At 65.9% G+C, this 26,633-nt stretch carries 22 protein-coding genes; 5 read left to right on the top strand and 17 right to left on the bottom strand.

The window, feature by feature from the left end; genetic code table 11:
- Positions 1 to 144: 144 nt before the first annotated feature.
- The 17 genes from G6032_RS08825 to mtnA form a co-directional block, all read right to left on the bottom strand.
- Positions 145 to 2,283: an MtrB/PioB family decaheme-associated outer membrane protein gene (locus G6032_RS08825; protein WP_165281774.1), complete on the bottom strand. Its 2,139-nt coding sequence runs from the start codon at positions 2,281 to 2,283 to the stop codon at positions 145 to 147.
- Between the two features lie 21 nt (positions 2,284 to 2,304).
- Complete coding sequence (locus tag G6032_RS08820; RefSeq protein WP_165281773.1) at positions 2,305 to 3,237, bottom strand: DmsE family decaheme c-type cytochrome; 933 nt, start codon at positions 3,235 to 3,237, stop codon at positions 2,305 to 2,307.
- Between the two features lie 171 nt (positions 3,238 to 3,408).
- Positions 3,409 to 5,781, bottom strand: a complete 2,373-nt coding sequence (locus G6032_RS08815) for an OmcA/MtrC family decaheme c-type cytochrome (RefSeq protein ID WP_206211897.1) — start codon at positions 5,779 to 5,781, stop codon at positions 3,409 to 3,411.
- Between the two features lie 252 nt (positions 5,782 to 6,033).
- Complete coding sequence (galU, locus tag G6032_RS08810) at positions 6,034 to 6,906, bottom strand: UTP--glucose-1-phosphate uridylyltransferase GalU (protein WP_165281771.1); 873 nt, start codon at positions 6,904 to 6,906, stop codon at positions 6,034 to 6,036.
- Positions 6,907 to 7,031: 125 nt separating this feature from the next.
- Complete coding sequence (locus G6032_RS08805; protein WP_165281770.1) at positions 7,032 to 7,310, bottom strand: helix-hairpin-helix domain-containing protein; 279 nt, start codon at positions 7,308 to 7,310, stop codon at positions 7,032 to 7,034.
- 89 nt (positions 7,311 to 7,399) lie between these two features.
- Positions 7,400 to 8,623, bottom strand: coding sequence for a lipopolysaccharide assembly protein LapB (lapB, locus tag G6032_RS08800; RefSeq protein WP_165281769.1), 1,224 nt, complete (start codon positions 8,621 to 8,623; stop codon positions 7,400 to 7,402).
- Complete coding sequence (locus G6032_RS08795; protein WP_165281768.1) at positions 8,610 to 8,897, bottom strand: LapA family protein; 288 nt, start codon at positions 8,895 to 8,897, stop codon at positions 8,610 to 8,612. The genes lapB and G6032_RS08795 overlap by 14 nt, the downstream gene beginning before the upstream one ends.
- Positions 8,898 to 8,989: 92 nt before the next feature.
- Positions 8,990 to 9,292 carry an integration host factor subunit beta gene (locus tag G6032_RS08790; protein WP_165281767.1) on the bottom strand — a complete coding sequence of 101 codons (303 nt, stop codon included), beginning with the start codon at positions 9,290 to 9,292 and terminating at the stop codon, positions 8,990 to 8,992.
- An 85-nt stretch (positions 9,293 to 9,377) separates the two neighbouring features.
- Positions 9,378 to 11,054, bottom strand: coding sequence for a 30S ribosomal protein S1 (rpsA, locus tag G6032_RS08785; protein WP_165281766.1), 1,677 nt, complete (start codon positions 11,052 to 11,054; stop codon positions 9,378 to 9,380).
- Positions 11,055 to 11,165: 111 nt separating this feature from the next.
- Complete coding sequence (gene cmk / locus G6032_RS08780) at positions 11,166 to 11,840, bottom strand: (d)CMP kinase (protein WP_165281765.1); 675 nt, start codon at positions 11,838 to 11,840, stop codon at positions 11,166 to 11,168.
- The gene (gene aroA, locus G6032_RS08775; RefSeq protein WP_165281764.1) at positions 11,837 to 13,156 is read right to left on the bottom strand and encodes a 3-phosphoshikimate 1-carboxyvinyltransferase; all 1,320 of its coding nucleotides are present in this window, start codon (positions 13,154 to 13,156) and stop codon (positions 11,837 to 11,839) included. Before aroA ends, cmk begins: the two co-directional genes overlap by 4 nt.
- Positions 13,153 to 14,274 carry a histidinol-phosphate transaminase gene (hisC, locus tag G6032_RS08770; RefSeq protein ID WP_165281763.1) on the bottom strand — a complete coding sequence of 374 codons (1,122 nt, stop codon included), beginning with the start codon at positions 14,272 to 14,274 and terminating at the stop codon, positions 13,153 to 13,155. The genes aroA and hisC overlap by 4 nt, the downstream gene beginning before the upstream one ends.
- Positions 14,275 to 14,300: 26 nt before the next feature.
- Positions 14,301 to 15,410, bottom strand: a complete 1,110-nt coding sequence (pheA, locus tag G6032_RS08765; RefSeq protein WP_165281762.1) for a prephenate dehydratase — start codon at positions 15,408 to 15,410, stop codon at positions 14,301 to 14,303.
- 4 nt (positions 15,411 to 15,414) lie between these two features.
- Entirely contained in the window at positions 15,415 to 16,596 is a 1,182-nt protein-coding gene (locus G6032_RS08760; RefSeq protein ID WP_165281761.1) for a phosphoglycerate dehydrogenase, read from the bottom strand.
- A 92-nt stretch (positions 16,597 to 16,688) separates the two neighbouring features.
- Positions 16,689 to 17,768 carry a 3-phosphoserine/phosphohydroxythreonine transaminase gene (gene serC / locus G6032_RS08755; RefSeq protein ID WP_165281760.1) on the bottom strand — a complete coding sequence of 360 codons (1,080 nt, stop codon included), beginning with the start codon at positions 17,766 to 17,768 and terminating at the stop codon, positions 16,689 to 16,691.
- Between the two features lie 24 nt (positions 17,769 to 17,792).
- Positions 17,793 to 20,384, bottom strand: coding sequence for a DNA gyrase subunit A (gyrA, locus tag G6032_RS08750; protein WP_165281759.1), 2,592 nt, complete (start codon positions 20,382 to 20,384; stop codon positions 17,793 to 17,795).
- A 230-nt stretch (positions 20,385 to 20,614) separates the two neighbouring features.
- The gene (gene mtnA / locus G6032_RS08745; protein WP_165281758.1) at positions 20,615 to 21,682 is read right to left on the bottom strand and encodes an S-methyl-5-thioribose-1-phosphate isomerase; all 1,068 of its coding nucleotides are present in this window, start codon (positions 21,680 to 21,682) and stop codon (positions 20,615 to 20,617) included.
- 98 nt (positions 21,683 to 21,780) lie between these two features.
- Between mtnA and G6032_RS08740 the strand changes: the two genes are divergently transcribed.
- From G6032_RS08740 to G6032_RS08720, 5 genes are read left to right on the top strand one after another with little or no spacing between them, the layout of a single operon-like run.
- Positions 21,781 to 23,106 carry a TRZ/ATZ family hydrolase gene (locus tag G6032_RS08740; protein WP_165281757.1) on the top strand — a complete coding sequence of 442 codons (1,326 nt, stop codon included), beginning with the start codon at positions 21,781 to 21,783 and terminating at the stop codon, positions 23,104 to 23,106.
- Positions 23,103 to 23,822 carry a bifunctional 2-polyprenyl-6-hydroxyphenol methylase/3-demethylubiquinol 3-O-methyltransferase UbiG gene (ubiG, locus tag G6032_RS08735; protein WP_165281756.1) on the top strand — a complete coding sequence of 240 codons (720 nt, stop codon included), beginning with the start codon at positions 23,103 to 23,105 and terminating at the stop codon, positions 23,820 to 23,822. Before G6032_RS08740 ends, ubiG begins: the two co-directional genes overlap by 4 nt.
- Positions 23,819 to 24,502, top strand: a complete 684-nt coding sequence (gene gph / locus G6032_RS08730) for a phosphoglycolate phosphatase (RefSeq protein ID WP_165281755.1) — start codon at positions 23,819 to 23,821, stop codon at positions 24,500 to 24,502. Before ubiG ends, gph begins: the two co-directional genes overlap by 4 nt.
- A complete protein-coding gene (rmuC, locus tag G6032_RS08725) occupies positions 24,499 to 25,782 on the top strand; it encodes a DNA recombination protein RmuC (protein WP_165281754.1) in 1,284 nt (427 codons plus the stop codon). The genes gph and rmuC overlap by 4 nt, the downstream gene beginning before the upstream one ends.
- Positions 25,779 to 26,630, top strand: coding sequence for a squalene/phytoene synthase family protein (locus G6032_RS08720; protein ID WP_165281753.1), 852 nt, complete (start codon positions 25,779 to 25,781; stop codon positions 26,628 to 26,630). The genes rmuC and G6032_RS08720 overlap by 4 nt, the downstream gene beginning before the upstream one ends.
- The last annotated feature ends 3 nt before the right edge of the window (positions 26,631 to 26,633 follow it).

The raw sequence follows: 26,633 nt of genomic DNA, 5'->3' as shown, positions 1-26,633 counted from the left end.
ATCGTCTTGTTGTTATCGGGAAATTATCGCACGCTCCGGCGACGCCGCGCCACCTGCCACCCCGTCGGTCCGGGTCGCGTCGCAGCAAAAGAAAAGGCGCCCCGGGGGCGCCTCTTCTCCAGTCCTGCTGCAGAGGATAACAGCTTATTCTTCTTCTTCCTTGATGAAGTTGTAGCGGAAGCCGAGCAGGAACACGTTCACGTCGTAATCGAGGGTGTCCGCGCCGAAGGTCAACACGTTCCCGATGGTCGCCTCCCCCACTCCGTCTTTCGCCCAGTCATCCGCCGAGAATTCCTCCCAGCGGAAACCCAGGTTTACGCTCCAGCGCGGGCTCAGGTGATAATCGGCCATCAGTTCCACGCCCGTGAGCTTGGAACGCAGCGTCGGGAACGCAGTGCCGGCGGCTCCAAGGCTGTTGGCGATCGTGATATCCCCGGTGGTGTCTGCGCGCGTCCAGTCGGCACGCAGGTCCAGCTTGCCCTCTCGCAGCCCCGGCCAGGTCAATGCGAGGCCCTGGACATCGTGGCGATCGCGCGTGCGGCCCTCCCAGTTCGGTTGTGCGGTGTTCGGCACCGCGAAACTGCCTGCCCCGATCGTGTCCGAGTCATAGTTTTCACGACTGTAGAACACGGTGGCGACGATCTCGCGCCACAACTGGAGGTTGGCGTCCGCACTGAACTGGTCATAATCGGTTGCCACCAGTCCCACCGGGCTGTCCTCGTAATCATCCTGCGCACGCTCGTAACGCAGGGACACGCTGCCGCGCGCTCCCGGTACGAGATCCGCCTGGACCAGGAACGAGTCGCGCTCCCGGTCCGTCAAGTTGTACTTGCGCAACAGCGGATTCTGGGCGGCGCCAGGACCGATGCTGGGGACCTGGAGATACTCCGATGCGTCACGCGAGGCGTTCTCGGCCTGCAGGCTCAACGTCATCGCACTGAACGGCCGGATCCTGGCCCGTCCCCAGTAACTGTCCTCCTCGGTCCGCTCCACGTTCTGGAAATCGCGCTCACGGACTTTCCGGGCCCAGCCTGCGGTGGCATCGAGCATCCGGCTGAATCGATAGTCGCCCTGGAACGAGATATCGCGATTCTCGAAACTATAGGCGGGATTGACGAACGACACCGACTGGAACGAGTCGGCCTGGACGATCGCCCAGTCGTACTGTCCGGACGTGTTGTCTCGCTCGTTGGAGCGATACTCGGCAGACATGCGCAACCGGTCCATCGGCCGTGTGGTGAGGCGCAGGTTCATCGCGGTGGTGTCCGCCTCGCCGTCGAAACTCTCCACCGGCAAAGGCTGTGCGGCAATCGCTGGATTGATCGTGTACTGCAGCAGGGCATCGGATTGTTCCATGCGCCCCTGGGCATAGCTGGCATTGACCGTCGTGTCCCAGGTCGTGAAGCGATAGGCTCCTGCGAGCTGCACCTGCTGGTAACGATTGTCCGGCGCCATGGCCATCCGTCCCAGGTCGGGCCCGTTGAACGGGTTGTCCCAGGTCAGCGACGTGTCCTTGTTGCTGAAAAACGAGCCGAAATAGCCGAGGCGGACATTCCAGTTCGTGCCCGCGTAAACCAGCGCCGCATCCACCTGGTCTGTCTGGTAGTCCAGGGGCTTGACGAGATCGGCGGCCGTGCCCAGGAAGTTGCCCCAGGTCAGACCGCGTCCTTCTTTCGTCTGCTGGCTCCAGTCGATTTCGTACCGTAACCTTTCGCTCTGGATGAACTCGATGCCGAGGCCGAGCGTCTCGCGATCCCACCCGAGCTCGAAATCCCTGAGTGTCGTGTCCAATGCCGCAAACCCGGAGGTGAAATTGCCGCGGATCCAGCTGGACGGAAGGGTCAGCCTGCTGGTGCCGAGCCCGCCATAGGGTGTTTGCACCGAATCGTCGAGCCGGCGTGGCAATTCATCCCATGACAGGTCCACCATCCAGGTGCCCTGGCGCCCGGCCTGCAGGGCGAACTCGCGGGAGTCCAGGCCCAGGTTCCGCGCTTCAAGGCCGACGGCATAACCGCCCCCCGCCCGATAGAGGATGTCGGCGCCGGCGTTGAGATAGGCGCCTTCTTCATCGAGTCCGGTGTAGTCGCCGAAGCGCGCCGAGTCGTCGGACACGTGCAGCGCCTCCGCATCGACATTGCCTTCCACGCCCTTCTCCGGGAAGGGGCAGAACCGGCATGACCACTGCTCGAAATCAGGAAGTTCCTGCGCCAGCGCGGGGCTTGCCACCGTTCCGGCGCCAAGCAGGGACGCCACCATGATCTTGAGAATTCGATTTCCGTTCATCTCGTTCGACTCCTGCGGCGCTTAGCGCATCAACGCCTTGCCGGACGGGTGATTCGAGCCATGTACCTGCGTATGGCAGCTCAGGCAGTTGCCCGCAAGCAGATAAGCCGATGCCGTGCCGTCGGCGAGGCCGTTGCTGTCGTGGGGCACCGAGGGGTGACCGCTCGGCGTGTGACAGGACTGGCACAGCAGGGGCGCGCGTCGGGTAAGCATCGAGGGGTGCACTGCACCGTGAGCGTCGTGACAAATGGTGCAGTCCTCGGCTACCGGCGCATGCTCCCAGACCAGCGGACCGCGCTTCTCGGCATGGCAGTCGTAACAGGTATCGTTGATGGTCGTGCGTGTCAGCAAGGCTTCGTTGGTCGAACCGTGCGGGTCGTGACAATCGGTGCAAGCGAGTTCTCCCTGCCGCACGGGATGCGCGGAGGGCTTGAGGAAGTCGCTCTTGACTTCCGCATGGCAGGCGTAACACGCGTCGGCCTGGGTCCTGGGGTCCAGCATCGGGTCCGTCGGGGTGTGCGAACTGTGGCAGTCCGCACAGGCGACATCGTTGAGATCATGGATGCTGCCGCCCCACTGCTCGCCGACGTGGCCCTCGTGACAGGCGAGACACATCGCGTTCTGCTCGGGGATGGGCGTCCATGCTTCGGAGCCGAAATTGATGATCGCGGGACGCGGTTCGCCGCGACGAACCCGTCCGCCATGGGCGCCGCCCGGCCCATGGCAGGCCTCACACTGCAGTTGCTGCTCGCCGAACGGGGACCGCGCGTCATGCGGGTTGCCGTGCGGGTTCTGGAAAATGCCCATGATGGGCGGATCCCAGTTCCTGTGACAGCCGATACAGCTATCCGCGCCGCGCCGGCTGAAGCTGGGTTCTTCGTCCGCGGCCGCGACTGCATCCGCGAAGCCAAGCAGCAGCAGGACGAATATAACGACGCTCATTCTCGACAGCATTTTGCTTCCCTTCCGATGAGGCGGTCCCGAGCCGAAACTACACGCTCGGTCGGGACCTGTATATAAGGGGAAAAGCCAGATGATTCAGCTGGCCTCCCCCTGGAAAAAACGGCTACCGCCGCCCGGGCGCGGCGCGGTCCGGGATGTCCGAAGACATCCCGGACGACACACTCAGAACACGCCGTGGACAATCTCGACGTCCGCGATCCGGCCCGGACCGTGGCACACGTCGCAGGTCTCGATATACGCCGAACTGCTCCCGGACTCGAGCATCTCCTTGGTGATGGTGGTATCCGTCGGAGACGGCAGGTAACCGCCGTTCAGCTCGATGTGCGCCCGGAGCGGATTCAGAATGAAGTCCGGCGCCGCCTGGTGACACGACCAGCAGGCTGCAGACGTCGGCGTGATGGCCACGTCATCGCGCCAGTCGGAACGGTCTGCGCCGGTGTTGATGGTCACCGAGCGGTCGTCCGACGAGCCGTAATAAGTCCCGGGCTCATGGCAGGCGAGGCAATTGCTGAGCGGCTGCGGATACGTGAGGTCCGAGTAGTCATGGGGCCTGTTGCCAAAGCCGTAGGCCACGTATTGCGCCGCATGCAATGCGTGGGTCATGAAGCGCATGTCGACGCTCTCTTCGCCTTTGCCGTCCAGGGGAGACGGGTTATCCCAATCGAAACCCACCCGCCGGCGCACGTCGGTCGAATCCGGATTGTGGCAGGTCGCGCAGAGCTGGACGTCGTCGGTACGGTTATTGCCGTGCAGCGAGAGGCTTTCATGGCAATCGTTGCAACGAGCGATGGAGACGATATTTCGCCGCGGCGTATCGGGGAAGAAGACGGTCCCCTTGACCGGCAGCCGGTCGGTGTAAACGCCGTCGCCGTCGAGATCCCCGGCCGGGTGGCCTTCCATTGCGACCGCGATCGCGCCGTCGAGGTCGGCCGGCACCGGGTCGGCGTTGCTGCCGGTCGCCGTCACCGTGTAGCTCCCGTCGGCGTTGCGCGTGGCATTGGCCTGCAGGAACGCGAGATTCAGCTGCACGGGCTGGGCCGGCGCGCCGGCATCCACGGTCGCACTGCCGCTGCCCTCGTTCGTGTAGTCGCTGGTCGGCCAGGCGATATCGAGGTTGAGCGTCGCCACGCCGCCGCCAGTGGTGAACGCCGGGTCCGCATTGATGTCGTAACGCGTGCCGTCACTCGGGTTGCTGATGGCGAAGGTCACCGTCGGCGTTTCACCGGGGGCGAAGCTCGTGACATCGAGGATCTCGAACGCGAATTCGTTGCGCGCCACCTCGATCGCCAGTCGTGGGCCTGCGAGGTGGTTGGAAACGTTGCCGCCGCCGACGGCACCGCCCTCGGCATGGCAATTGACGCAGGTGCCGTCCGCGATGGGGCCGCCGAAATCATGCTGGTAAGCGTAGGTCGCTATGCCCGTCACGCCGTCCGGCGCACCGGTCAACAGGCCATCGACATGGCAACCGCCACAGCTCGGGGCCGTGGCCGTGGACTGCCAGGCGTCGCCCTGCGGCGTGACCTCCGACGCGGCATGGCAGTTCTCGCAGAACAGCGGCGACTGCGGGTAGGTCACTTCCGAGTAATCGTGTTGGGAGCCACCGAAACCATAGACGACATACGGTTCGGCGCGGCTTTCCCCCAGATGAATCGAATGCACCATGTACGCCATGTCCAGCGATTCGCCTGAATCGGGGTCGATGGTCCGTGGATTGTGGCAGGTCACGCAGTACTCCACGGTCACGCGGGGGCCGCCGTGAATCTCCAGTCGCAGATGGCAGTCATTGCAATTGGCATCTGCAGCAACCGCCCGCGCAAGCGGTACGACGGGCTCACCGGTCGCCGGGGTGAAGTCGAAAACGGGGTTGTCGGGGAAGATCTGGTTGCCCGGGGCGGCCATGCGCAGCTCGAAACCGACGCGATGAGGCAGGTCGGGCTCGTAACTTACGGCCACCGGGGACGTCACATTCGCGGGATCCGTCGCAAACGTGTAGCGGTAGCGCCCTTCGCCGAGCTCCTCTAACGTGCCGGCCGAGCCGGACTCGGTGGTCGCCTGCAGCGCCTGGTCCAGGACCTGCGGTGAGCCGCTGGCCGGCGGTGCGAGACGATTGATGTAACTCACCCACTGGGCGGGTTCGCTGCCCTGGGCCGGGACGAGCTTGGCCAGGGTGAAACTGATGACGTTAGGCGCGAGCCCGAGGACGTTGCCGCCCGCTGACGTCTGCAAGGTGAATTCCACGGCCGGCGGGCTCTGCACCGAGACCGAAGTGATCTCCGCGACCAGTCTTCCGGCCGCATCGACGGTCTCCTGGCTGAGGCGGCTGCCATTGCCTATGACGATATCGCCGCCGGCGCCCGGTGCGCTGGGTCCCTCGGGACCTTCCGGGCCTTCCGGTCCCTGGCCACCCGGATCGCCGCCCGGACCCGGAGGCCCTGCCGGACCATCATCGCCATCGCAACCGGCGAGTGCCAGTGAGATGACGGCGAGCGCCAGAAGCGCTGGTATGCCCGAAAGCCTTTCCGAAAGCCCAATCATGGTGATCCCCTTGACCATCTCGACCCAAACCGCGCGCGTATGCTGCGCGGGGCCCCGAATCACGGAGCCTGCCTGTTACATTTCAGTTTATAAGGTCCGGGTTCAATATCCGGGTTTATACCTAAGCTACGGAAAAACAAGCTTTCCTGAGCGCAGGGGGAAGCCGGAATCAAGTGTTTGCGTGCCCTCGGGACGCAAGAGGCCGCCGCCGGACCCATGACCCGGCGACATCCGGGACCCGCCCGGAGCGCGTCAAACGGACAAAGTCTTCAGATGTGCGCGAAAATCGGGGCCGAGTTCCGGATGTTTCAGGCCGAAGTGCACCGTGGCCTCGAGATAACCGAGCTTGCTTCCGCAGTCGAATCGCCTGCCGTCGAAGGCATGGCCGAAGACAGGCTCTTCCTGCAACAGCCGTGCAATGGCATCGGTCAACTGGATCTCGCCCCCGGCGCCGGCCTGGGTTTCTTCGAGCAGGTCGAATATGCGCGGGGTCAATACGTAGCGACCGACCACCGCCAGGTTCGAGGGCGCATCGGCGGGCTGCGGCTTCTCGACGATCCCCCGCAGCCGGTGCAAGCCGCTCTCCTCTCGCTCACCGTCGATGATCCCGTATTGCCGGGTCTGGTCGGGCGGCACTTCTTCGACGCCGAGGACGCTTCCCCCGTACTCGTCGAATATGCGTGCCATCTGGCCGAGGCAGGCCTCCTCCGCATCGATCAGGTCGTCTGCAAGGTGCACGAAGAACGGCTGCTCTCCCACCACGGGTCGCGCGCACAACACCGCGTGACCGAGTCCCAGCGGCTCGCCCTGGCGCACGTAGATGCAGTTCACCCGTGCGGGCACGATGTTACGTACCATTTCACGCAGTGATTCCTTGTCTTTGCTCGCAAGCAGGGCTTCCAGATCGGGATCGACATCGAAATGATCCTCGATCGCACGTTTCGTCCGGCCCGTGATGAATACCAGGTTATTTGCGCCGGCCTCGATCGCTTCCTCGACCGCATACTGGATGAGCGGCTTGTCCACGATGGGCAGCATTTCCTTCGGGCTCGCCTTGGTCGCCGGGAGAAATCGAGTCCCTTTTCCCGCGACGGGGAATACTGCATAGCGGATGTTCTTCTTCAAGTGTTGCCTCCCGCGGCGCTTGCTCCATGCTGGAGAACAATGCTGGCACACCCGCAGTCAGAGGCGCAACGCGGCGGGCGACAGCTGGAGTCGGGGCCACTTCCAGCTGCCGCCCGCGCGCCGGCCTATTCGGACTTTTCGGGTGAACCGGCCACCATCCGCTCCCGATTTTCCTCCAGCACGCGCTCGCTGATGCCCTGGACGAGCGCCAGTTCGTCCGGAGAGCGGAACGGACCGTTATCTTCCCGCCAGGCGATGATCGCTTCCGCACGGGCGGGACCTATGCCCTTGAGCTCTTTTGCGAGCGTCGCAGCATCGGCCGTGTTGATGTCGACCGGCTCGGCCCAGGCCAGGATCGGCAGGAACGCGAGCGCGGCCAGAAAAATTTTGGCGATGTGAATCATGTTGGACTCCTTGTTGCAGATGAAGCGCAGCCGATTCGGCCGCGGCATTCATCGTCCGCCGGAATCCTGTCAGGCGGGAGGTAGAGAATTCAGTGCTTGCGCGCGGTTTCCGCCGGCAAGGCTCGCGCATCCAGCATTGCTTCGAAGCGGAACTTGGTCACCGGGCGGGTCGTGTCCCAGCTGCGGCAACTCGGACACTGCCAATAAAGGGCATTGCCCGAAAACCCGCATACCTCGCAACGATAGCGCGGACTGGCTTTCGCGATCCGCCGCATGGCGCCGCTGATCCGCCGGACCGCGGCGTCCTTGCCGCCGTCGGTCTCCAGGGTGGGACGCAAGGTCTCGAGGATATCGGTCAGGATGGGATTGCCGGCGATGAAGTCCACGATGGCCTGTCGGGTCACCGAGTCATCGAAACTTCCATCGGTGATCGCGGCAAAGGCGACGCCTGGCCGCCAGGCTGGATGTTTTTCGATCGCGTTGCTTAACCATTGCTCGAAAGCCGCGGGCTTGCCGAGCTCGACATAACTGCGCCGCAATTCCGGCAACACATCCACGAGAAAGCCACCGTCCCGTTCCAGGGCCTGCTCGTAAAGACGCACCGCCAGGCGATGATCGCCCTCCCGCTGCGCCACCGACGCGCGCATCATGGCGCCGCGTACCGTGTGCCGGTCCGCGGCCTGGGCACGCTTCAACCAATGGCGGGCCGCGAGCAGATCACCCCGTCCCAGCGCCTCCTGGGCAAGCTCGCAGGAGTAATGCGCCACCACCGTCCCATTGGCCTCGCGGGAGATGGATACGAGCTGGTCCATCGCTCCGATCGCTTTCTCCCAGTCGCGTTGCAGCTCGTAAATTCGCACGAGCCCGCGCAACCCCTGCTCGCGCTGTGCATTGCCCCGGGCGACCTGTGCGTAGACCTGCTCGGCGCGATCGAACAAGCCAGCCTTGAAGTAATCCTCGGCGAGTTCGTTGAGGGCGCGCGCTCGCGCTTCCCGCGGGAGATCCGGGCGCGCGACGAGGTTCTGGTGGACCTTGATCGCCCGCTCCGTCTCGCCGCGGCGGCGAAACAGTGCGCCAAGGGCGAAATGCGTGTCGATGGTATCCGCGTCCATGTCCACCATGCGGATGAACACCTCGAGGGCCTTGTCGGGTTCCTCGTTGAGGAGATAGTTGAGGCCCTGGAAATACTCCGCGCTGACATGCCGGGGGCCGGTTGCGAGTCCCCGGTTCGCACTGCGTCGGGCGAAGAACCAGCCCAGGCCCGCCGCGACGGCGAAAAGCAGCAGCAACAGCAGCGTGTCAGCCGCGCTCATCTCTCACCTGGAGCGCCGTTTCCGCCGGCGAATGGTCCAGCTGCCGGCGCAACCGCCGGCGATCCGCTGCAATCCGTGCGATCCAGAGTATCGCGGACAGTGTGCCGAGCAGCCAGCCGAACGCCAGGGCGAGCACGAAGGCCAGGCCCAGGGGTGCCTGGAACTGAGCAAAGCCGACATCGAGGGAGATTGTCCCTGGATTGAGCGACGTGAAGAAAGCTGAAGCCGCGACGGCGGCAAGGAGAATGATTCCGGTCAGAATCCGTTTGATCATGACAATCCGGCTCGTAGCGCGCCCGGGCGCGATCCAGACTGGATTGTATCAGTGCGCAGAGCCGGGCGATGCGCCCGGCGTACCCGGGTCGATCAGGCCTTGATCGGCAGGTGACGGCCGGAGTTCACCCGCTCGCGCAGATCCTTCCCGGGCTTGAAGTGCGGCACGTACTTGCCCGACAACGCGACGGCCTCGCCGGTCTTCGGGTTGCGGCCGATGCGCGGTGGGCGGAAATGCAGCGAAAAACTTCCGAACCCCCGGATCTCGATGCGCTCGCCGCTGGCCAGGCTGTTGCTCATCACCTCGATCAGGTACTTGACCGCAAGTTCCACGTCCTTGGCGTTCAGGTGGTTCTGGCGGTGAGCTATTGCCTCGATCAGTTCAGACTTTGTCATGGTGTTGATCCGTCAGCGCCTCGATCTGAGTCCATGCGTGTTCGATAACGGGCGGGCCACCGGTGGCGGCCCGCCCGAATCTACCTCAGCTGTTTTCCTGGCTCGAGATCTGCTCCTTGAGCAGGTCGCCGAGCGTAGTCCCCGTCGTCGTGTCAGACTTCTTGTAGCTCTGCATCGCCTCGGCTTCTTCCCAGACTTCCTTGGCCTTGATGGACAGGGAGATCTGGCGGCTCTTGCGATCGAGCCCGATGAACCGTGCCTCGACCTCTTCACCCTGCTTCAGCACGGTGCGGGCGTCCTCGACGCGTTCCCGGGAGAGTTCCGAGGCCCGCAGGTAGCCTTCCAGGCCGCCCACATCGACCAGCGCGCCCTTGGCGTCCACTTCCGTGATCACGCCGCGGACGATGCTGCCCTTCGGGTTCTCGGCCAGCCAGGCCGACATCGGGTCGCGATCCATCTGCTTCACGCCCAGCGAGATGCGCTCGCGCTCGGGATCGATCGACAGCACGATGGCTTCCACTTCCTCGCCCTTGCGGTAATTGCGCACGGCGTCTTCCCCGGCCAGGTCCCAGGACAGGTCGGAGAGGTGCACGAGGCCGTCGATGCCGCCGTCGAGACCGATGAAGATGCCGAAATCGGTAATGGACTTGATGACGCCCTTGACGCGATCACCCTTGTTGAAGCTCGTGGCGAACTCGTCCCAGGGGTTGGGCATGCACTGCTTGATGCCGAGGGAGACGCGCCGGCGCTCCTCGTCGATCTCGAGCACCATGACTTCGATCTCGTCGCCGATCTGCACGATCTTGGACGGGTTGACGTTCTTGTTCGTCCAGTCCATCTCGGAGACGTGCACCAGGCCTTCCACGCCGTCCTCGATCTCGACGAAGGCGCCGTAGTCGGCCAGGTTGGTCACGCGCCCGAACAGCCGGGTGTTGGTCGGGTAGCGACGCGCGATATCCTGCCAGGGATCCTCGCCGAGCTGCTTCAGGCCCAGCGACACGCGATTGCGCTCGCGGTCGAACTTCAGGACCTTCACCTGGATCTCGTCGCCGACGTTGACGACCTCGGACGGGTTCTTGACCCGGCGCCAGGCCATGTCGGTGATATGCAGCAGGCCATCGATGCCGCCGAGGTCGACGAATGCGCCGTAGTCGGTCAGGTTCTTGACGATGCCGGGCAGCACGGCCCCCTCGGTCAGGTTCTTCAGCAGTTCCTCGCGCTCGACGCTGTGTTCGGCCTCGACGACCGCGCGGCGCGAAACAACCACGTTGTTGCGCTTGCGATCGAGCTTGATGACCTTGAACTCGAGCATCTTGCCCTCGAGGTAACCGGGATCCCGCACCGGCCGGACATCCACGAGGGAGCCAGGCAGGAACGCGCGGACCAGTTCGAGTTCCACCGTGAAGCCGCCCTTGACGCGGCCGGTGATCATGCCCTCGACGATCTCGCCCTTCTCGAAGGCTTCCTCGAGGACCGTCCAGGTGCGGGAACGCTTGGCCTTGTCGCGCGACAGGCGCGTCTCGCCGAAGCCGTCCTCGACGGCGTCCAGCGCGACTTCGACTTCGTCACCGACCTCGACTTCCCACTCGCCCTTCTCGTTCTTGAACTGCTCGGCGGGAATGACGGATTCGGATTTCAGTCCGGCGGAAACGATGACGACATCGTCGTTGATCTCGACGACCTGTCCCTTGAGGATGGCGCCGGGGCGAATCTGCTGACTCGCGAAACTTTGCTCAAAGAGCTCTGCAAAACTTTCAGACATGGGTTGTTGATCCAACGGCTCGCAGGCCGACCAATGGTTATCCGACGGCGCATCCTTGCCTCGTCGGGCTTTCATTAAAAAAGGCCCCTTTCCGTAGGGACCGCGATAACTTCACTCCTGCCGCATCAACTGCCGCCGCGCCATTTCATCGAGCACGACACCGACGACTTCATCGATATCCATGTCGGTGCTGTCGATCACGCACGCGTCCGGTGCCGGACGCAAAGGCGCCTCGGCACGCTCCGCGTCCCGCCTGTCACGGTGGGCAATCTCCGCCGTAAGACCGGAAAGGCTAACATCAAACCCCTTTTCCTTCAACTGCTTATAGCGGCGTCTCGCGCGTTCCTCGGCGGCCGCAGTGAGGAATACCTTCATTTCGGCATCCGGGAATATGACCGTGCCCATGTCGCGCCCGTCCGCCACCAGCCCCGGCGGCCGGCGGAATCCCCGCTGGAGTCCCACCAAAGCGGTCCGCACCCCCGGCAACTGCGCGACCTGGGAGGCCTCATCGCCGCAGCGCTCGGTGCGAATCCCCTCGCTCACATCCTCGCCGTCGAGCAAGACCTGCTCGCCGGAGAATCGCACCGGCAGGTCCCGCGCCAGCACAGCGAGCCCGGCTTCGTCATCCAGTGCCACGCCTGCGCGGCCGGCCGCCAACGCCACGAGGCGGTACAGTGCACCGCTGTCCAGCAGGCGCCAGCCGAGCCGCTCCGCGACGCGCCGGCACAAGGTGCCCTTTCCTGCGCCGCCCGGTCCGTCTACCGCCAGTACCGGTGCACCGTTCATGCGCGGTGCTCCGCATGCAGCGGCTCGACGGACAGCCCGAGCGTCGCGGCCGCCTGTTCGAAGCCGGGGAACGAGGTCGCCACGTTCGCGACGTCGAGAATCTCGATCGGACCGGAGGCGCGGGCGGCGCCGATCGCAAAGGACATGGCCACGCGGTGGTCGCCACCACTGTCCACCACACCGCCCCGCATGCCCCCGCCGCGGATCAGGAGGCCGTCCGCCTGCTCGCTGACCTCGACCCCGACCGCTTCGAGCCCGCGGGCCATCACGGCAATCCGGTCGGATTCCTTCACCCGCAACTCCTCGGCGCCCCGGACCCGCGTCTCGCCGCGGGCATACGCGGCTGCGACGAACAGCGCCGGCAGTTCGTCGATGGCCAGCGGGACGAGTTCGGGAGGCACGTCGGCACCGACGAGGTCCGCGCGCCAGATCCGCAGGTCGGCGACCGGTTCCCCCGACTCTTCTCGCGGGCTCGATATCTCGATCCGTCCGCCCATCATCCGCAGAATGTCGAGCAGCCCGGTGCGCGTGGGATTCATACCCACGCCCTGCAGTTCGATCGGGGCCTCCCCGCCGGCCAGCAGTCCGGCCACGATGAAAAAAGCAGCGGAGGAAAAGTCCCCGGGAACGACGACCTGTCCCCCCGAGGGACGGGTCGGTCCCGTTACGGCGGCGCCCCACTCGCCCCGCTCGACCGGGCACCCGAGTGATTCCAGCAAGCGCTCGGTATGGTCGCGACAGACGGCCGGCTGGCGAACGACAGTCCGGCCCTCGGCCGACAACCCGGCGAGCAGCAGGGCGGACTTGACCTGGGCGCTGGCCACCGGCAGGGCGTAGTCGATGGCTTCCAGCCGCGCCTGGCCGCTGATCCTGAGCGGCGGTCGGCCGGCGGTCGTTTCGATCCGGGCGCCCATGCTGCGCAGCGGCGCGGCCACCCGTTCCATCGGGCGACGGCGCAAAGACTCGTCGCCGTCGAGTACGGCGGCCAGCCCGTGTCCGGCCAGCAGGCCGGTCATGAGCCTGATGCCCGTACCCGAGTTGCCGAAATCCAGCGGCACTGAGGGCGCCCGGAGCTGCTCCGGCGGCAACACCCTCAGGCCCCCGTCGGCCAGTTCCTCCACCCGGGCGCCGAGAGACTCCACGGCGTGGCGCGTGGCGAGACAATCCTCGCTCTGCAGGAAGCCCTGCACCTCGAGGGGGGCCTCAGCCACCGCCCCCAACAACATGACGCGGTGGGAAATCGACTTGTCGCCGGGGACGACGATGGATCCGCCGAGAGTCGGTGCCGGGTTCACCCGCCAGCCTGCTGCGCTCATGCGCCGATGACCCTGGCCAGCGCGGTCACCAGGCGATCGTTTTCCTGTTCCGTGCCGATGCTGATACGCAGATGATCGGGCAACTCGTAATTCGCCACCGGCCGGACGATCACACCCTCGTGCAACAGGGCCTCGAAAAGGGGTTGCGCGGGCCGATGCATATCGACCAGCAGGAAGTTGCCGGCCGAGGGCACGACGCCGAGTCCGAGGCGTTCACAGGCTTCAGCGACGCGCGCCATTTCCACCGCATTCAGTGCCACGCTGCGGGCGAGGTGATCGACATCCTCCAGTGCAGCCAGTGCGGCGGCCTGGGCGATACTGCTGGTGTTGAACGGCTGGCGGATGCGATTCAGCAAATCCGCGATGTCGCTGCCGGACAACGCATAGCCGATCCTCAGTCCGGCCAGCCCATAAGCCTTGGAAAACGTGCGGGTCACGACGAGATTCGGGAAGCGGGCCACCCACTGGCTCGTGTCCGGGTAAGCCGGTGCATCCACGTACTCGAAATAAGCCTCGTCCACGACCACGATGACGTGTTCGGGCAGCGCCTGGATGAAGGCCTCGAGCCGCTCCGCATCCAGCCAGGTGCCGGTCGGATTGTTGGGGTTGGCGATGAAGACGAGGCGCGTGGCCGGACCCACGAATGCGGCCATGGCATCCAGATCATGCCCATAAGGCTGTGCATGCCCGGCGGGATGGGCCGCAGCGACCCGGTGTGTGGCGCCGGTCGCCTGCACCACCAGCGAATACACCGCGAAGGCATGGCGGGAGTACACCGCTTCCCTGCCGGGTTGCAGGAAGGCCTCGGCCAGCAGGGCCAGGACGTCGTTGGAACCGTTGCCGAGCGTGATGCAGGCGGCCGGCAGCCCGTGCCGCGCGGCCAGCGCCTGCTTGAGCTCGAAACCGTTGGCATCGGGGTATCGCGGCAGGTCGGCGGCCGCCTCGGAGATCGCGGTGAGCACGCGCGACGAAGGGCCCAGCGGGTTTTCGTTCGAGGCCAGTTTGACGATATCAATGACGCCGTACTCGCGTTCGAGTTCGGCGACCGGCTTGCCGGGCTGGTAGGGCCGGAGCCCGTGTAGTCCCGGCGCAGCCAGGTCCAGGAATCTGTTAGTCATGCAACCTCCCGAGCGGAGGCCGAAGTTTACAGGATCGCTGCCGGATAGGAGCCGAGCACGCGGCACCAGGCGGCGGCTTTCTCCAGGTCCCGGAGTGCGGCAGCGACATTCGGGTCGTCACGATGCCCCTCGACATCGACGAAAAAAACATAGTCCCACTTGCCGCGGCGCGAGGGCCGCGACTCGATCCGGGTCATGCTGACGTCATGCTGCGACAAGGGATAGAGCAATTCCTGCAGTGCGCCGGCCGCATGTCGGGAGGACAACAAGAGCGACGTCTTGTCCCGTCCGCTGGGCCCCGGCGCTTCACGGCCGATGACCACGAACCGGGTCGTGTTGTCGGGCCGGTCCTCGATATTGGGCATCAGGATCTCGAGGCGATAGATCTCCGCCGCCGTATCGCCGGCGATCGCCGCCGCGCCGATCTCCTCGGCGGCCAGGCGCGCCGCCTCCGCGTTCGACGCCACCGCCACCTGCTCCACGCCGGGCAGGCGCTGCTCGAGCCATGCCCGGCACTGCGCCAGCGACTGCTGGTGGGAGTACACGCGTTGGACTCCCGCCAGCGAATCCACGCGTGCGAGCAGGTGCTGGCGGATGCGCAGTTCGACCTCGCCGCTGATCGACAACGGCGTGGTGACCAGCATGTCGAGTGTCGTGCTGACGGTCCCCTCGGTGGAATTCTCCACCGGCACGACGCCGAAATCGGCGATTCCCGCGGCCACGTCGTGGAAAACTTCCTCGATGGAGGGTGCGGCCAGGGTGCGGACCGAATGGCCGAATTGCTTGAGCACGGCGGCCTGGGAGAAAGTCCCCTCGGGGCCCAGGAACGCCACCTTCAGCGGTTCCTGCTGCGAGAGGCAGGCCGACATGACCTCCCGGAAGAGTCGTACGATCTCCTCGTCCTTGAGCGGTCCCGTGTTGCGCGCCACCGCGGCCCGGAGGATCTCCGCCTCGCGCTCGGGGCGGTAGTAATCCCGCGGCGTCGATGACAGCCCGGCCGGTTGCGGGTACTTGGTCTGCCCGACTTCCCGCGCGAGGCGCGCTCGTTCATTGATCAACTCCTGCAACTGGGCATCGATCGAGTCGATCTGGCGCCGGATCTCGCTGAGCCTGCGGTCGTCGGAAGACTCGCTCATCGGCTCATGCCGTTCCCGGGGCCACCCGCAACGACAGGACGCCCTGGATGCCTGCAAGCCGTTCAAGCACCCCGGGTGGCACCTCGCCGTCGACGTCCAGCAGCGTATAGGCGATCTCGCCACGGGACTTGTTCAGCAGGTCGGAGATGTTCAGGCCAGCCGTGGCAAGCTCGGTCGAGATCTGTCCGACCATGTTCGGCACGTTGGCATTGGCGATCGCAAGCCGGGTATTGCCCGACATCCGCGGCAGGATGGACTCGGGAAAGTTGACGGAATGCCGGATATTGCCATTTTCGAGGAAATCGCGGAGATGTTCCGCCACCATGATGGCGCAATTCTCTTCGGCCTCGCGCGTCGATGCGCCGAGATGGGGCAACGCGATGACCTTCGGATGGCTCTTGTTGGCTGCGGTCGGGAAATCCGTGACGTAACGGCCGAGACCTCCGGCATCCAGCGCGGCAATTGCCGCCGCATCGTCCACGATCTCTCCACGGGCGAAGTTGAGCAGGATGCCGCCGGGTTTCATCAGGGCGAGACGATCCGCATTCACCAGCCCGCGGGTCCCCTCGGCCAGCGGCACGTGGACGGTGATGATCTGGGAGCGGCTGAACAACTCGTCGATGCTGGTGGCCTGGCGAACGCCGGAATCCAGCTGCCATGCCCGCTGGACGGTGATCCGCGGATCGAAGCCGATCACCTCCATGCCCAGCGCCAGTGCCGTGTTGGCGACTTCGACACCGATGGCCCCGAGGCCGATCACCCCGATGCTGCGCCCGGGCAACTCGAAACCGACGAACTTCTTCTTGCCGCTTTCCACGGCGCGATGGAGTTCCTCGGCGTTCCCGTCGAGCGTGCGCACGTAATCCCACGCCTCGGCAAGATTACGCGCCGCGAGCAGCATCCCGCCGACGACGAGTTCTTTCACGGCGTTGGCATTTGCGCCCGGCGCATTGAACACCGGGATGCCCCGCTGGCTCATCTGCTCTACGGGAATGTTGTTGACCCCTGCCCCGGCGCGCCCGATCGCCTTCACGCTGGCGGGGATGTCGGCCTTGTGCATATCGGCGGACCGGACCATCACGGCGTCCGGGTGGCCGATCTCGGAAGCGACCTCGTAGCGGTCGCGTGGCAGCCGCTCGAGCCCTGCGAGGGCGATATTGTTCAGGGTCAGGATCTTGAAGCTCATGTCGCTCTCCAGCGGCGCCGAATTATCCGTTCGATATTGGCAGATTCATGCCGCATTGCAACAGTCCGCCCCTACGGACGGGCCGATCGGGGCTAGCCGTGGGTGCGTTCGAACTCGGTCATGAAAGCCACGAGCGCCTCGACGCCCGCCTGGGGCATCGCGTTGTAGATGCTCGCGCGCATGCCGCCCACGGAACGATGGCCCTTGAGATTGAGGAGCCCCGCAGCCTTGGCCTGCTCCAGGAACTTGCCGTCCAGTGACGGGTCGGCGAGCGTGAACGGAATATTCATCCACGAGCGGGACGGCTTCGCGACCGGATTGGCATAGAAGTCGGAGCCGTCGATCGCCCCGTAAAGCGTCTCGGCCTTGCGCCGGTTGCGCCGCTCCATCTCTTCGAGTCCGCCTTCCTCCAGCAGCCACTGGAAAACCAGCCCCGCGATGTACCACGCCCAGGTGGGGGGCGTGTTGTACATCGAGCCCGCCTCGGACTGCTGGTGATAATCCATGGTGACCGGCGTCGTGGAGCGCGCCCGGCCCATGAGATCCTCGCGCACGATGGCGATCGCGAGGCCCGCCGGACCGATATTCTTCTGCGCGCCGGCGTAAATCAGGCCGAAGCGGCTGACATCCAGCGGCCGGGACAACAGTGTGGACGACATGTCCGCGACCAGCGGCGCCGAGACTTCGGGAATGAAATGGAACTCCACGCCGCCGATGGTCTCGTTCGGCGTGTAGTGCAGGTACGCGGCGTCGTTGCTCGTCGCCCATCCCGCGGGATCGGGAATCTCCGTGTGCCCGGTACCGGCCGAGTCGGCGGCCACGTTGGCGTTCAGGAAGCGGCGACCCTCTGCCAGTGCCTTCTTCGACCATGACCCGGTGACTACGTAGTCCGCCTTGTCGTCGGGTCCCGCGAGGTTCAGCGGCACCGCGCTGAATTGCGCGGAGGCGCCGCCCTGCAGGAACAGCACGCGGTAGCCGGCCGGGATATCCAGCAGTCGCCGCAGGTCCGCCTCGGCGCGTTCCGCGATCGACATGAACTCCTTGCCACGGTGCGACAGCTCCATGACCGACATGCCGCAACCCTGCCAGTCGACCAGTTCGTCCCGGGCGCGCTCGAGCACTGCCAGCGGTATCGCGGCCGGACCGGCGCTGAAGTTGAATACCCGTTCCATTCGTCTGCTCCCTGTTAAAGCGTTTTAGCCGGGGGCGCCGTCGGCGCCGGGATCCGGTTCTTCCGTCGTGTCCTCGTCCAGGTCGCCCGCCTGTTCCGCGGCGACACGTCCCATGCCGACGAGGCGGCCTCCCTCGTCCAGCCGGATCAGGCGCACACCCTGGGTGTTGCGCGACAGGACGGGAATGCCTTCGATGGCCGTACGCACCAGCACCCCGGTGCTGGAGATCATCATCACCTGGTCATCCGGTTGCACCAGCAAGGCCCCGACCATCAGGCCGTTGCGCTCGTTCGTCTGGATGCCGATGACCCCCTGTCCGCCACGGCCATGCACGGGGAAATCCGACACGTGGGTGAGCTTGCCGTAGCCGTGCTCGGTGGCGAGCAGCAGGTGGCCCTCGTCCGCGATGATGAGTGCGATCACGTGGTGTTCGTCGGCGAGCCGAAGCCCGCGCACCCCGCCTGCCGTGCGCCCCATCGGGCGCACGTCCGCCTCGCGGAAACGGACCGCCTTGCCGTTCGAGGCACACAGCATGATCTGCTGGCGGCCGTCGGTGATGCCGACATCGATGAGGAAATCGTCGTCCCGCAGGTCGATCGCGATGATGCCGTCGCGGCGCGGCCTGGAGAACGCGACCAGCGGCGTCTTCTTGACCGTGCCGCGGCTGGTCGCCATGAATACGTAAGGTCCCTCGATGAATTCACGGACCGGCAGCACCGCGTTGATGCGCTCTTCCGCTTCGAGCGGCAGCAGGTTGACGATCGGCTTGCCGCGCGAGCCCCGCCCGGCGATCGGCAACTCGTAGACCTTGAGCCAGTAGACCTTGCCGCGGCTCGAGAAACACAACAGCCAGTCATGCGTATTGGCGATGAACAGCTTGTCGACGAAATCCTCTTCCTTGACGCGCGTCGCGGCGCGTCCGCGGCCGCCGCGCCGTTGCGCCTGGTAATCCGTGACCGGCTGGGCCTTCGCGTACCCGCCATGAGACAGCGTCACGATGACGTCTTCCTCGCTGATCAGGTCTTCGAGCGACAGGTCGAGGTGGTCCGGCAGAATTTCGGTGCGCCGCGCGTCACCGTATTCGTCGCGTACGGCGAGTAACTCCGCGCGGATCACTTCCGACAACCGGCCCGGGCTTTCCAGGATCTCAGAAAGCTCTTTAATTTTCTCTATTATCTCTTGGTATTCATTAATTATTTTCTCCTGCTCGAGGCCGGTGAGGCGATGGAGACGGAGATCGAGGATCGCCTGCGCCTGGGCTTCCGAGAGACGATAGCCCTCCTCGACCAGGCCCAGGTCCGCCGCCAGTCCCGCGGGGCGGGTCGCCTCCGCGCCGGCACGCTCCAGCAGGCCGGTGACCACGCCGGGCGCCCAGGTGCGTCCCGTGAGGGCGGCGCGCGCCTCGGCCGACGTCGGCGAAGCCTTGATGAGGGCGATGACCTCGTCGATGTTCGTCAACGCAACCGCGAGGCCCTCGAGGACATGGGCGCGATCGCGCGCCTTGCGCAGTTCGTAGATGGTGCGCCGGGTCACGACCTCGCGGCGGTGGCGCAGGAACGCTTCGAGAATCTCTTTCAGGTTGAGCAGGCGGGGCTGCCCGTCCACCAGGGCGACCATGTTGATGCCGAAGACGGTCTGCAGCGGCGTGTGCTTGAACAGGTTGTTCAGCACCACCTCCCCGTTCTCGCCCCGCTTGAGCTCGATCACGACCCGCAGGCCGTCCTTGTCGGACTCGTCGCGCAGTTCGCTGATGCCCTCCAGCTTCTTTTCTCTCACCAGTTCGGCGATCTTTTCGACCAGGCGCGCCTTGTTCACCTGGTAGGGCAGTTCCGTGACGACGATCGCCTCCCGGCTGCCGTCGCGGAACGGCTCGAAATGCGCCCGGGCCCGGATGTGCACGCGGCCGCGGCCGGTCTCATAGGCCTCCCGGATCCCGGTGGCGCCGTTGATCAGCGCGGCGGTCGGGAAATCCGGTCCCGGGACGTGCTCCATCAACCCGTCGATCCCCAGTTCGGGAGCGTCGATCAGCGCCACGCAGGCGTTGATGATTTCCTGCAGGTTGTGCGGGGGGATATTCGTCGCCATGCCCACGGCGATGCCGGCGGAACCGTTGATCAGCAGGTTCGGCAACCGGGTCGGCAGCACCGAGGGCTCGTGCTCCGACTCGTCGTAGTTGGCGACCAGGTCCACGGTTTCCTTGTCGATGTCCGCCAGCAGCTCGTGGGCCAGCTTGGCCATGCGAACTTCGGTGTAGCGCATGGCCGCAGGCGAATCGCCATCGACCGAGCCGAAGTTGCCCTGCCCGTCGACCAGCACGTAGCGCATCGAAAACGGCTGCGCCATCCGGACGATCGTGTCGTAGACGGCGGAATCACCGTGCGGGTGGTACTTACCGATGACGTCGCCGACCACGCGCGCGGACTTCTTGTAGGCCTTGTTCCAGTCGTTGCCGAGCTCGCGCATGGCGAACAGGACACGCCGGTGAACCGGCTTCAGGCCATCACGTACATCGGGCAGGGCGCGTCCGACGATTACGCTCATCGCGTAATCCAGGTAGGACTGCCTCATTTCATCTTCCAGGTTGACCTGGAGAATCTCTTTTGCGACTTCTGACATGAGGTGGTCGGCCGTTTGTTTTCAGAGAGTTGAGAAGCCCGAAGCGCTGCTTGCTGCAGTGCGGAAGCGGCGCCGGATACAAGCGCGTAATGTTAACACAGGGGGGCGGCGCCGAGCGTCTGAAAGCGGCCCGAGGCGCCGTCTCAGGTGTTTTCGGCCCGACAGGCAGGGTGGCTACAGGGTCCGGGTATTTATCGCGCCTGGCGGCCCGGGATTGCGTAAGCCGCGATTCAGGCGCGTAACAGTTCCGCCACCGAGTCTTCGTCCGGCGGCATCGCGACGCCACGCTCCGTCACGAGGGCGTCCACCAGGCCGGCCGGGGTGACGTCGAACGCCGGGTTCGTGGCCTCCGCGCCTGCGGGCAGGCCGCCCGCCGCCTCCCAGAGCTCCTCCGGGTCGCGCTGCTCGATGGGCACGTCGTCACCCGTGGGCGTCGCTCCGTCCAGCGTGGACGTCGGCGCCACGACCATGAAACGCACCCCGTGGTGACGCGCGTTGACGGCCAGCGAATAGGTGCCGATCTTGTTCACCACGTCGCCGTTCGCCGCCACGCGATCGGCGCCGACGATGGCCCACGTGGGGGGATCCTTTCGCATCACCTGGGCCGCTGCGGAATCGGCGATGATGGTCGCTGGAATGCCTTCGCGCCCCAGTTCCCACGCCGTGAGGCGTGCGCCCTGCAGCCAGGGACGCGTTTCGTCCACCCACACGCGGGTGACGAGGCCGCGGCGCCAGGCCTCGCGAATCACGCCCAGGGCCGTGCCCAGTCCCCCGGTCGCGAGCGCGCCCGCGTTGCAATGCGTGATCACGCTGCCGGGCGTTTCGAGCAGGTTCGCCCCGTGCTTCGCCATCGCGACGTTCATCGCAATATCCTCCGCATGGAGGCGACGCGCTTCGTCGAGCAGGGCGTTCACCGGGTCCGCGCCGTCGGCCGCCGCTTCCGCCGCGCGGAGCATGCGTGCCACGGCCCACGCCAGGTTCACTGCGGTGGGCCGGGCGCGAGCCAGGCGCGCGACATCGGTGCGGAACCCGGCCAGCCACCCTGCGCCGTCGGCTTCGAGTCGGGCACGCGCCGCGAGCACGGCCCCGTACGCCGCCGTCACGCCGATGGCCGGCGCGCCGCGAACCACCATGTCCCGGATGCAATGGATGACGGCGTCGACATCCTCGCAGACGACACGACGCACATCGGCCGGCAGGCGACGCTGGTCGAGCAGGTCGAGGCGGCCGTCGCGCCAGGTGACGGCACGGATTCCGGTCGGATCGTCGGGTTCGACAGGGCTGGGCTGACCTTTCATGACGCTGACAAACTCGTTCGCCCGGGCGCGGGGCGGTAGAATGACTGGCTTCGGCAAGCCGCCGGCATGCGGGCCGCCGCTCTCTAGAGTGATCGAGCATGGAGAAAATTGACACGCTGATCAAGGCCCGCTGGGTCGCGCCGGTCACGGCGGGGGGCGGCGTGCTGGAGCATCACGCCGTCGCTGTCCGCCAGGGACGCTTCGTCGGCGTGCTGCCCGTTGCGGAAGCGCACGAGAAATACGATGCGGCCGAGGTGCTCGAGCGGCCGGGTCACCTGCTGATCCCGGGGCTCGTCAATGCCCACACGCATGCGGCGATGGCCTTGCTCAGGGGTCTCGCCGACGACCTGCCGCTCATGACCTGGCTGCAGCAACACATCTGGCCGGCGGAGCAGCGCTGGATGAGCGCGGAATTCGTGGAACACGGCACCGAGCTCGCGATGGCGGAGATGCTGCTGGGCGGCACCACCACGTTCAATGACATGTATTTCTTTCCCGATGTCGTGGCACGCGTCGCCGCACGGGTGGGGATGCGCGCCTGCGTCGGCATGATCCTGATCAAGTTTCCGACCGTCTGGGCGGGGGATCCTGCGGAGTACCTGCGCAAGGGCCTGGAGTTGCGGGACGAATACAAGAGCCACCCGCTCGTCACCACGGCCTTCGCACCCCACGCGCCCTACACAGTGGACGACGACCAGCTGCTCAAGGTCCGCAGCCTCGCGGACGAGTTCGAAGTGCCCGTCCATACTCATGTCCACGAAACAGCCGACGAAGTGGCCGGCAGCGTGAAGGACTATGGCATGCGTCCCCTGGCGCGGCTGGATAAACTCGGGCTCGTCTCCCCGCTGCTGATGGCCGTGCACGCTACCCAGCTGCAGGACAGCGAAATCGACATGCTGGCGGCGGCCGGTTCCAGTGTCGTCCATTGCCCTGAATCCAATCTGAAGCTCGCCAGCGGATTCTGTCCCGTGGCGAAGCTGCTGGGCGCCGGCGTGAACGTGTGCCTCGGCACCGATGGTGCGGCGAGCAATAACGACCTGGACATGATCGGGGAGATGCGCAGTGCGGCACTGCTGGCCAAGGGGCTGGCCGGGCGCGCCGACGCCGTCTCGGCAGAACAGGCCCTGGCGATGGCGACCCTCCATGGCGCCCGCGCGCTCGGCCTGGGCGACGAGACGGGCTCCATCGAGCCGGGGAAGTGGGCCGACCTGTGCTGCATCGACCTGGCACGGCCGGGAAGCTGGCCGGTCTACGACCCGGTGGCGCAACTGGTCTACACCGCCACGCGAGACCAGGTGAGCGACACCTGGGTCGCCGGGCGCAGAATGGTCGCGGAGGGCCGGCTCACACGCCTGGACGAAACCGCCATCATGGAACGCGCGGCAACATGGGGCGACAGAATCGCAGGAGCAGACAGACAATGAACGAAACGAGCAACGCCAACGTCGATGCAGCCGAGATCGCCCGCTTCGAGGCCCTGGCGGACCGCTGGTGGGACACAGACGGCGATTTCAAGCCGCTGCACGACATCAACCCCGCGCGGCTCACTTTCATCGACGAGCGCGTCGGGCTGGACGGCAAGCGCGTGCTCGACATCGGCTGCGGCGGAGGCATCCTCGCCGAGGCGATGGCGGCGCGCGGCGCGAAGGTCACGGCCATCGACATGGCCGCGGCCCCCCTGGCGGTCGCCCGGATCCACCAGCGTGACTCCGGCTTCGACATCGAGTACCTGAAATCCACGGCGGAGGAGCATGCCCGCGAGCACCCCGAGCGCTACGATGTCGTCACGTGTCTCGAAATGCTCGAACACGTGCCCGACCCGTCGCTCGTCGTGACCGCGTGCAGCCGGCTGGTGCGCCCCGGCGGCCAGGTGTTCTTCTCGACCATCAATCGCAACCCGAAAGCCTGGGTGATGGCGATTTTCGGCGCGGAATACGTGTTGCGCCTGCTCCCGCGGGGCACACACGAATACGGGAAGCTGATCCGGCCCTCCGAGATGGCCGAGTGGATTCGCGCCGCGGAACTGGAGTTGCATGGTTTCACCGGCATGCATTACAACCCTTTCACCCGCGAATGCCGCCTGGGCGGCAACGTCCACGTCAACTATCTCGCGCACAGCAGCAAGCCGGAGGCTCAATGACTCACCGGGCGGCCGTCCTGTTCGATCTCGACGGGACACTCGCGGACACGGCGCCGGATCTTGCGGCGGCGCTCAACAGCCTGCTGGCCGCCGACGGTCGCGCGGCCCTGCCCTTCGAACGCGTTCGCCCGTGGGTCTCATGGGGCGCCATGAGGATGATCCAGCTGGGCTACGGCGAAACACTCGACACGGCCCGCATGGCCCAGCTGCGCAATCGTTTCCTCGCATGTTACGAGGCGGGGCTGTGTCGCGAGTCGCGGCTGTTCCCCGGCGTCGCGGAAGCGCTCGACGCGTTCGACGCCGCCGACGTCGCCTGGGGCATCGTCACCAACAAGCCGGGCTGGCTCACCGAGCCGCTGCTGGCGGCGCTCGGGCTCAGCGAACGGGCCGGTACCGTCATCAGCGGCGATACCCTGCCCTTCGCCAAGCCTCACCCGATGCCGCTGCTGCATGCCGCGCGGGAGCTCGGCCTGGCCGCAAAGCGCTGCGTTTATGTCGGCGACAATATCCGCGATATCCAGGCGGGTCGCGCCGCCGGCATGTACACCATCGCGGCGACCTGGGGATATATCCCTGCGGACGACGATCCCGCGGCCTGGCAGGCCGATCGGCTGATGCATGCGCCGGACGGTCTCACGCCGCTGGCGGGTGAACTCGGCGCACTGCTGGGGGTTGCATGACGCCCATCGATGCCGCGATCTGGATACCTGCCGCCATCGGGCTGGGCGGTCTCGCACTCGGCATCGTCTTCACGCTCCTGGTCCTGCAACCCCGGATCGCCCGGGCGCGGGAAAAGCTCGCCGTGGCGGAAAGCCGGCTCGAGGCCCGGGCACTGGCTGACGAGGAGCGCGACGCCACGCTCGCCCAGGCCGAGCAGCGCCTGGCCCATGTGTTCGACACGCTCGCCCGGCGCTCCTTGCAGGACAACAGCCGCAGCTTTCTCGACCTGGCGAAACAGAACCTCGACGTGCATCGCTCCCACGCCCAGAGCGACCTCAAGGCGCGGGAAACGGCGGTCGAAGCGCTGGTATCCCCGATCCGCGAGGCACTGCAAAAAACGGAACGCCAGATCGCTGAGATCGAGAAGGAGCGCCATGAGGCCTTCGGCAATATCCGCGGCCTGCTCGAATCGATCAGCCTGAGCCAGCAGACGTTGAATGCCGAGACCCGCAATCTCGTCACCGCCCTGCGCCGCCCCGAGGTGCGTGGCCAGTGGGGGGAAATGACCCTGCGTCGCCTCGTCGAGCTCGCGGGCATGGTGGAACACTGCGATTTCACCGAGCAGGAACACACCCCTTCGGAAGACGGTAACCTGCGTCCCGACATGATCGTTCACCTTGCCGAGGGCCGCCAACTGGTGGTCGACGTCAAGACACCGCTGGACGCCTATCTCGCCGCGGTTGAGGCTCCCGACGACGCGACACGTGAAGCCGCCTTGCAGCGACACACGCGCAAGGTCCGCGAGCGGGTCCGCGAACTGGCCGCGAAAGCCTACTGGTCGCAGTTCGAACGCAGTCCGGAATTCGTGATCCTGTTCATCCCGGGGGACCAGTTTCTCAGCGCCGCCCTCGCCCGCGACCCGGGGTTGCTGGATGAAGCCCTGAACCAGCACGTGATTCTCGCGACCCCCACCAGTTTCGTCGCCCTGCTGAAAGCCGTGGCCTACGGCTGGCGGCAGGTCGCGCTGGCCGAGAACGCCAAGCAGATCCGTGATCTCGCCAGCGATCTCTACAAGCGCCTCGCCACGTTCACCGGCCACTTGTCGCGCGTGGGCCGCACGCTGTCCAGCAGCGTCGAGGCCTACAACAGCGCCGTGGGCTCCATGGAACGGCAGGTCCTGCCGGGCGCGCGCCGCTTCACCGAACTCGGCGTCCAGGCGCGCAAGGAAATGGAGTCTCTGCCGGAACTCGACGTCGTGCCGCGCAAGGTCGATCAGCCCGGGGATCCGGAGGCATCGTGAGCGACACCGGTTTCGATGCCCCCGAGGACGCGCCGCCGGGTTCGCCCGTGTGGTACGGCCTGCTGTTCACTCCGGCCGAGCATCGCGAGACGGTCGCCGCACTATGGAGCTTGCGCGCGGCGATCATGGCGTCGGTCCGCCGCCCGTCGGAGCCGGCGGTCGCACGGGCGCGGCTGGAATGGTGGCGGGCCGAAGCCCGCGGTTTCGGTGCGGGTCGGGAACAGCACCCGGCCACCCGACTGCTGGCGGACGCTGCGCCGAAGGGCGTGATCCAGCCCGAATACCTGCTTGAAATCGTCGATGCTGCGGAAAGCGAGCTGCAGGAGGTGCCGTGCAGGAATTACGCAGAGCTCGCGCTGTATTGCTACCGGGCCAGCGGCGTGTTGCAAGAAATGATCGTCGGCACGCTCGGCGTCTCGGAACCGGAGAACGAGCGTGCAGCAAGGCGTTTCGCACAGCGTCTCGGCAGCGGCATCCGGCTGGTGGAGATCATCTCCGGACTGCGCGGCGATCTCGCCGCAGGGCGCCGCCTGCTGCCGAGAGACTGGATCGTCGAGACGGGCGCGGAGGAACAGGTGGGCGAAGACGGTCGCATCGATCCCGCGACCCGGGCATGCCTCGACCGACTCGCCGGTGAAGCTCGTATCGCGCTGGACGAAGCCTCCAGCACCCTGCCCGCAGCGGAACGCCCAAGGCAACGCACCGGCCTTGTGCTGGCCGCCCTGTATCGCCGCCAGCTGGCGAGGCTGCACAAGGCAGCATTCAACCCGCGGGCGCTGCCCGGCAACCTGGACAACCTCTGGACGGCGTGGCGCGCAGCGCGGCAGGCTGGCCGCGCGCACCAATGAGAG

The sequence above is a fragment of the Wenzhouxiangella sp. XN24 genome, assembly GCF_011064545.1.
GTDB lineage: Bacteria > Pseudomonadota > Gammaproteobacteria > Steroidobacterales > XN24 > XN24.
This window is presented reverse-complemented; position numbering and strand designations above follow the sequence as displayed.

What these genes read in the sequence shown, in the direction of transcription:
- G6032_RS08825 (WP_165281774.1), bottom strand. Translation starts at nt 2,283, where the DNA reads ATGAACGGAAATCGAATTCTCAAGATCATGGTGGCGTCCCTGCTTGGC.
- G6032_RS08820 (WP_165281773.1), bottom strand. Translation starts at nt 3,237, where the DNA reads ATGCTGTCGAGAATGAGCGTCGTTATATTCGTCCTGCTGCTGCTTGGC.
- G6032_RS08815 (WP_206211897.1), bottom strand. Translation starts at nt 5,781, where the DNA reads ATGATTGGGCTTTCGGAAAGGCTTTCGGGCATACCAGCGCTTCTGGCG.
- G6032_RS08805 (WP_165281770.1), bottom strand. Translation starts at nt 7,310, where the DNA reads ATGATTCACATCGCCAAAATTTTTCTGGCCGCGCTCGCGTTCCTGCCG.
- lapB (WP_165281769.1), bottom strand. Translation starts at nt 8,623, where the DNA reads ATGAGCGCGGCTGACACGCTGCTGTTGCTGCTGCTTTTCGCCGTCGCG.
- G6032_RS08795 (WP_165281768.1), bottom strand. Translation starts at nt 8,897, where the DNA reads ATGATCAAACGGATTCTGACCGGAATCATTCTCCTTGCCGCCGTCGCG.
- G6032_RS08790 (WP_165281767.1), bottom strand. Translation starts at nt 9,292, where the DNA reads ATGACAAAGTCTGAACTGATCGAGGCAATAGCTCACCGCCAGAACCAC.
- rpsA (WP_165281766.1), bottom strand. Translation starts at nt 11,054, where the DNA reads ATGTCTGAAAGTTTTGCAGAGCTCTTTGAGCAAAGTTTCGCGAGTCAG.
- cmk (WP_165281765.1), bottom strand. Translation starts at nt 11,840, where the DNA reads ATGAACGGTGCACCGGTACTGGCGGTAGACGGACCGGGCGGCGCAGGA.
- aroA (WP_165281764.1), bottom strand. Translation starts at nt 13,156, where the DNA reads ATGAGCGCAGCAGGCTGGCGGGTGAACCCGGCACCGACTCTCGGCGGA.
- hisC (WP_165281763.1), bottom strand. Translation starts at nt 14,274, where the DNA reads ATGACTAACAGATTCCTGGACCTGGCTGCGCCGGGACTACACGGGCTC.
- pheA (WP_165281762.1), bottom strand. Translation starts at nt 15,410, where the DNA reads ATGAGCGAGTCTTCCGACGACCGCAGGCTCAGCGAGATCCGGCGCCAG.
- G6032_RS08760 (WP_165281761.1), bottom strand. Translation starts at nt 16,596, where the DNA reads ATGAGCTTCAAGATCCTGACCCTGAACAATATCGCCCTCGCAGGGCTC.
- serC (WP_165281760.1), bottom strand. Translation starts at nt 17,768, where the DNA reads ATGGAACGGGTATTCAACTTCAGCGCCGGTCCGGCCGCGATACCGCTG.
- gyrA (WP_165281759.1), bottom strand. Translation starts at nt 20,384, where the DNA reads ATGTCAGAAGTCGCAAAAGAGATTCTCCAGGTCAACCTGGAAGATGAA.
- mtnA (WP_165281758.1), bottom strand. Translation starts at nt 21,682, where the DNA reads ATGAAAGGTCAGCCCAGCCCTGTCGAACCCGACGATCCGACCGGAATC.
- G6032_RS08740 (WP_165281757.1), top strand. Translation starts at nt 21,781, where the DNA reads ATGGAGAAAATTGACACGCTGATCAAGGCCCGCTGGGTCGCGCCGGTC.
- ubiG (WP_165281756.1), top strand. Translation starts at nt 23,103, where the DNA reads ATGAACGAAACGAGCAACGCCAACGTCGATGCAGCCGAGATCGCCCGC.
- gph (WP_165281755.1), top strand. Translation starts at nt 23,819, where the DNA reads ATGACTCACCGGGCGGCCGTCCTGTTCGATCTCGACGGGACACTCGCG.
- rmuC (WP_165281754.1), top strand. Translation starts at nt 24,499, where the DNA reads ATGACGCCCATCGATGCCGCGATCTGGATACCTGCCGCCATCGGGCTG.